Annotated in this window: 7 protein-coding genes; 3 read left to right on the plus strand and 4 right to left on the minus strand. The window is 72.1% G+C overall.

The window, feature by feature from the left end; all coding sequences use genetic code 11:
* The 3 genes from WA805_RS01235 to WA805_RS01245 all read right to left on the minus strand — a co-directional run.
* The coding region (locus WA805_RS01235; protein WP_425241447.1) for an alpha/beta fold hydrolase at positions 1-1016 on the minus strand (1016 nt) is incomplete at its 3' end.
* A gap of 65 nt (positions 1017-1081) precedes the next feature.
* Positions 1082-2308 (minus strand): MFS transporter, encoded by a 1227-nt coding sequence (locus WA805_RS01240; RefSeq protein ID WP_425241448.1) that lies wholly within the window; start codon positions 2306-2308, stop codon positions 1082-1084.
* Between the two features lie 64 nt (positions 2309-2372).
* Positions 2373-2792 carry a PPOX class F420-dependent oxidoreductase gene (locus WA805_RS01245; RefSeq protein ID WP_422322829.1) on the minus strand — a complete coding sequence of 140 codons (420 nt, stop codon included), beginning with the start codon at positions 2790-2792 and terminating at the stop codon, positions 2373-2375.
* Between the two features lie 127 nt (positions 2793-2919).
* On the opposite strand from WA805_RS01245, the gene WA805_RS01250 reads away from it, so the two are divergent.
* The 3 genes from WA805_RS01250 to WA805_RS01260 all read left to right on the plus strand — a co-directional run bounded on the left by WA805_RS01250 (position 2920) and on the right by WA805_RS01260 (position 5008).
* On the plus strand, positions 2920-3468 hold the full coding sequence (locus WA805_RS01250) for a Chromate resistance protein ChrB (RefSeq protein WP_422289587.1): 549 nt from the start codon (positions 2920-2922) through the stop codon (positions 3466-3468).
* A 122-nt stretch (positions 3469-3590) separates the two neighbouring features.
* Positions 3591-4295 carry a DedA family protein gene (locus tag WA805_RS01255; RefSeq protein WP_422340628.1) on the plus strand — a complete coding sequence of 235 codons (705 nt, stop codon included), beginning with the start codon at positions 3591-3593 and terminating at the stop codon, positions 4293-4295.
* Positions 4296-4426: 131 nt separating this feature from the next.
* A complete protein-coding gene (locus WA805_RS01260) occupies positions 4427-5008 on the plus strand; it encodes a TMEM165/GDT1 family protein (RefSeq protein ID WP_425241449.1) in 582 nt (193 codons plus the stop codon).
* 33 nt (positions 5009-5041) lie between these two features.
* Here the strand turns inward: WA805_RS01260 and WA805_RS01265 are convergent.
* Positions 5042-5530, minus strand: a 489-nt coding sequence (locus WA805_RS01265; protein ID WP_425241450.1) for a hypothetical protein, incomplete at its 5' end; no start/stop codon positions are given.

Here is a 5530-nt window from a genome sequence, read left to right on the forward strand (position 1 = left end):
CGCGTGGGCCGCCGCAGCTTCGCCAGGATGTTCGCTACGTGGCGGTGCACGGTGTGCGGGCTGATCACGAGGCGCTCGGCGATCTGCGCGTCGCTCAGGCCCGCCGCGACCAGCACGAGGACCTCCCGTTCCCTGGCGCTCAGCTCGCCGAGCATGCCTGTGTCGGCGTCGGCACGGTCCTCGCCAGGCGGCGCGGGCGGGCCCTCGATCCCGAGGAACGGCGCGACGACGCGCAGCACGGCGTCGCCGTCACCGTGCCATGGCAGGTGGCTGTTCCCCGGCAGCGTCACGAGGTCGGCGCGCGGGAGCAAGGCGGCCACCTCGCGGGCGCCTTTCAGGCCCATCGCGCGGTCGCGCTCGCGGTTCACGACCAGGGCCGGCGCGCGAACCCTGGGCAGCTCGTCGCGCACGTCGGTGTCGTAGATCAGCGCGAGCAGTTCGGCGGCTACTTCGGCGCCGGCGGCCGTGCGCTGCGCCGTGGTGAAGGCGGCCCGGTCCTCGGCCGACCAGTCCGGGCCGAACATGTCCGCCAGCAGCCGGCTGCCCAGCCCCCAGTGCGAGCGGACCAGGCCGATCATGCTGGCCTGCGCCTCCGGCGAGCCGAGCGCGTGGCCCTGCGCGTAGCTGCCGTAGAGCACGAGGCGATCGACGCGCTCCGGCCGCCGGGCGGCGAAGCTCACGGCGGTGCAGCTCCCGCATGAGATGCCCAGCAGCGCCGCCCGCGCCAGGCCAAGCTCGTCAACGACGGCGCACAGCGTCACGTCCTCGAAGTCCTTGGTGAACGTCTCGGCCGGCCGGTCCCGGTCGGACAGGCCGGTCCCGAGCCGGTCATACCGCACGACCGTGCGCCCGGCCGCCAGGCCCTCGATGAAGCGGCACAGCGGACCGAAGTGCCAGTCTTCGACGACGTTGGAGACCCACCAGGCAGGCAGCACCACCGGCGGGCCGCTGCCGACCACGGCAAACGCGATCCGCTGCCCGCCCGGCAGCCGCGCGAAGCCGGTCGTCTGTCTCACCGGCTCACAGTAGCCCGCGCGCCGGCGCCGGCGCCATCACGAAGCCGCGCCGTGTAACGCCCAGGTCAGTCCCGTCGTCCCAGTCGGGCGGCGATCGGCCGCCAGACGGCGAACTGGGCCAGGGACAGCGCCAGGACGAACGGCAGCAGCGCCTGCATTCCGGCGTTCTGGGCGATCGTGCCCGCCAGCCAGGGCAGCGCGGAGCCGCCGATCACGGCCCCCGCGTTCATGACGCCGATGGCGGTGGGCACCAGGCGCGGCTGCGTGAGCCGCGGCACGATCGCCATGGTGGTCGGGAAGACCGGGCCGAGGAAGAAGCCGAGCAGGCCGAACGCCACGCAGGCCACCGCGGCCGGCGACAGCCAGGCTGCCGCGATGGCGGCGGTGATGCCGGCCAGGCACGCGTAGATCATGGCGGCCGTGGTCGCGCGGGCCCGCGCGGCGATCGGGCTGATCAGGAACCGGCCGAGGGTCAGCCCCAGCCAGAACCCGCTGATCGTGTAGCCGGCGATTGACGCGTGCAGGCCCCGCGCCTGCACCAGGTAGCTGAACCCCCAGTTGCCCACGCCGAGCTCGACACCGACGTAGACGAACAGCATCGCCGTGCCGAGCTGGACACCCCGGTCCCTGAGCGCGGTGTGCAGCATGCCGCGCCGGACCGGCGCAGGCGCGGGCGACGGTCCGGGCCCGTCAGGCACCGCGTGAACGACAGGTGCGCCGGGGGCATCGGTGGCGCTCCGCTCCCGCCCCGGGTAGGCCAGCAGGAAGCCGGCGACCAGCGGGACGCCGGCCGCGGCCACCACCAGCCAGACCACCGTCCATGAGGCGAAGCCGAGGATCCAGGCGGCCAGCGGCGGCCCGATGAGCGCGCCGACGCCGAAGAACGCGTGCAGCCGGTTGAGCAGCGTCGTCGCGCCGGGCAGCCCCGCGATGTAGACGTTGAGCCCCGACTCGAGAACCCCGGTGCCGTACCCGAGGACCAGCTGTGCCAGCACGAACGCGATGAACGGCGGGCGGGTGGCGAGGTACAGCCCGGCCAGCACGAAGGCGCCGCCGCCGGCTGTCAGCGCGATCCGGATCCCGGCCCGCTGGATCAGCGCACCGGTGCTGACGCTAGCCAGCACGAACCCGGCGGACCCAGTGAAGAAGATGATCCCGATCGTGGCCCGGTCCACCCCGTAGCTGGCCATCTGCGACGGCAGCAGCACGCCGCTGATCCCCACGTTGATGCCGACCAGGACGAACGCGGCGTAGGACACCAGCACCGGCGGCCGGGCCTGCCGAAACCTCACCGAATTCTCCAGACTTGACCGGAACGGGGAATCCGAGACTATCGGTGGCCGGGCAGTGACCTGGTTAGCCCGGCTGGCCGCTGTCCTTCAGCGCACCCCAGCCGTGCCAGCCGTCTACGGCGATCCACGCGCTGATCCGGCCGCGATCGCGCCGCGGGTAAGGCTTGCCCGTGTACTGCCTGGCCACACGGTCGATGTCGGCCAGGCCGGTGTCGTCACGCATCTCGTCGATGTGGCCGATGATGCTGAGGTGGGTGTACCAGCCGCCCTCATCGAGCACGTCGAGCGCGACCCGGGGATCGTTGCGCATGTGCGCCACCCGCTTACGGCCCTCGTCCATGTTCACCAGAACCCGGCCGTCGTCCCAGAGATACCAGGTGGCCGTGGCCACCGGCTGGCCGTCTCGCCGCAGCGTGGTGATGACCGCCGGATTGGGCTTGCGCAGCATGGCCACCGCGGCGTCGGGTAGCGGTGGTTTCGACATGCGGTACCTCCAGGGAAGCTGTGGTGACGGGTTCAGCTGGGATGCTGCCCGTACGGCTCCGCCGTACACCCGTCCCGCCGTACCGCGGCGCCGCGGATTGGCTGTAACGGGTGGTACCTTCGCTGGCGTGGCAGCGGATGACCAGGCGCGGTGGCTGATGCTAGTCGTGCGGCTGCCGGCCGAGCCGTCCCGGCACCGGGTGGCGGTGTGGCGTGAGCTGCGGCGCGCCGGCGCGGTGCCGCTCGGCCAGGGGTGCTGGGCGCTGCCCGAGGTTCCGGCGGTCGCGGACAAGGTCGCGCGGGTCGAAGACCTGGTCGGCCGCGGCGACGGAGAGGTGATCACGCTGCGGGCGGCAGGCCGCGCCGAGGCAGACACGGCCCGGCTGTCCGCCTTGTTCACCGCGGCGCGGCAGGCGGAGTGGGCGGAGTTCATCGCGGACTGCGGCAAGTTCGACGCGGAGATCGACTCCGAGATCGCCAAGAGCAAATTCACCCTGGCCGAGCTGGAAGAGGAAGAGCAGAGCCTGGACCGGCTCCGCCGCTGGCACCGGGAACTGGCCGCCCGCGACGTGTTCGGCGCGCCGAACGCCGCCGAGGCCGGCCAGCAGCTCAAGCACTGCACCGAACGGCTGGCCGACTACACCGAGCGGGTCTTCCGCGCCGTCCACCAGATGTGACTTATCGTCTACATTGTCGTAGAAGAAGTGAACCCGGATGTGCACGGGGGCCGCACATCCGGGTTACCCTTCACATGGTAGCAGCCGTTACATCCGCTTGAGGACGTGCCGCAGGAGCGAGGGTGAACATCGGCCAGCTGATCGCCAGCTACGGGTACTGGGCGGTGTTCGGCCTGGTGGCGGCCGAGAGCCTGGGGGTGCCGCTGCCGGGAGAGACCGCGCTGATCATCGCCGGCACCTACGCAGGGACGACCCACCACCTGAACCCGTGGCTGATCTTCGCCGTCGCCTCCGCGGCCGCCATCATCGGGGACAACATCGGGTTCTGGATCGGTGACAAGGGCGGCTACCGGCTGGCCCGCCGCTACGGGAGCAAGGTCCGGCTGGATGAGCGGAAGCTGAAAACCGCCCGCTACCTGTTCGACCGGCACGGTACCAAGGTGGTGTTCTTCGGCCGGTTCGTGTCCGTCCTGCGTACCTACGCGGCGTTCCTGGCAGGCACGAGCCGGATGCGGTGGCGCAAGTTCCTGCCCGCCAACGCCGCCGGCGGCATCGTCTGGGCCGGGATCTACACGGCCGTGGCCTACCTGGCAGGGAACTGGCTGCAGCGGACATCCGGCACGATCGACTGGATCCTGGGCGGCGCCGCGGTCGTCGCGATTGTCGTGGTGGTGCTGCTGGTGCGGCGCCAGTCCGGGCAGCTCGCCGACCGCGCCGAGAAGGCCTATCCAGGGCCGCTGGACGAGCTTCCCCGCCGCCCAGAGCCCCCTGGCCAGGCCGGGCCCGCCCGGCGCGGAATACCCCCGCGTTCCGGGCGTTATAGTTAGCGAAGCGAAGGGGAGTAGCTCTTCTGCCGGACCGTCGACATACTGGTCCCGCATTGCGGGACCCGGCGCCCGGGAGCCGCCAGGCTTGAGCGAGACCTTCGGGCCGCAGGACCCGATGAGGAGCCTCTCAGATGAGCCTGGCCATCGCCGCCACCGTATTCGCTGTCATCTTCCTCTCCGAGCTGCCGGACAAGACCGCCCTGGCGAGCCTGGTGCTCGGCAGCCGCTACCGGCCAGCCTGGGTCTTCGCCGGCGTCGCCGCCGCGTTCGCCGTGCACGTCGGGCTGGCGCTCGCGGCCGGCAGCCTGCTGGCCCTGATTCCGCACCGCCCGCTGGAGATCGTCGTCGCCGTCTTGTTCGCGCTGGGCGCGGTGCTGCTGCTGCGCGGCAGGCACGAGAGCGACGATGAGCACGTCGAGCTGAACAGCAAAAAGCCGGGATTCTGGCGCGTCGCCTGGACCGGCTTCGCGGTCATCCTCGTCGCCGAGTTCGGCGACCTGACTCAGATCGCCACCGCCACCCTGGCCGCCCGCTACCACGACCCGCTGTCCGTCGGGGTCGGCGCGGTCCTCGCCCTGTGGGCGGTGGCCGCCCTGGCCATCGTCGGCGGCCGTGGCCTGCTCAAGGTCATACCCCTGACCTGGATCACCCGCGTCGCCGCCGGGATCATGCTGGTCCTCGCGGGAATCAGCGTGGCCGCCGCCGTTTCCTGACCGGGCGACGGCAGCGCAGGCTAGCAGCGCAGGCTAAGGGCGTACCTCGGCCGTTCGCGCGCTCGGGTACAGTTCGCGCACTCGCGTCCATGCCGCCAGGCCCAGCGCCACGACGCCGGCCAGCTGCACCGCGGTGACGACGGTGAGGCCGGCGCCCAGTGCGGTGAGCGTGCGGAAGGACAGGCCGGCCACGATCGCGGCGGCGAGGAACGACACCGCCAGGATCACCAGCCCGGCAATCACGCCGGGAACCGGGTGAGCGCGCAGCAGCCCCCGCGACCTGGCGGAAGCCATCGCCCCGGCCAGCACCGCGACCCCGACCGCCTGCAGGATGCCCGCCGCGATACCCGCGCCCTCGCTGGCGGCCGAGGTGAAGCCGTACCCGATGGCCAGCACGAACAAGCCGACGGCGGCGACCAGCCACAGGTCCGCCTGGTGCCCGGGGCCGCCATGGACGCCAGGGACCGCGGCTCGCGCGGGCCCTTGCTCGGCGAGGGAGGCGCGCGCCGCGCGGCTCAGGAC

Source organism: Trebonia sp. (genome assembly GCF_049794275.1).
In the GTDB taxonomy this organism is placed as follows: Bacteria; Actinomycetota; Actinomycetes; order Streptosporangiales; family Streptosporangiaceae; genus Trebonia.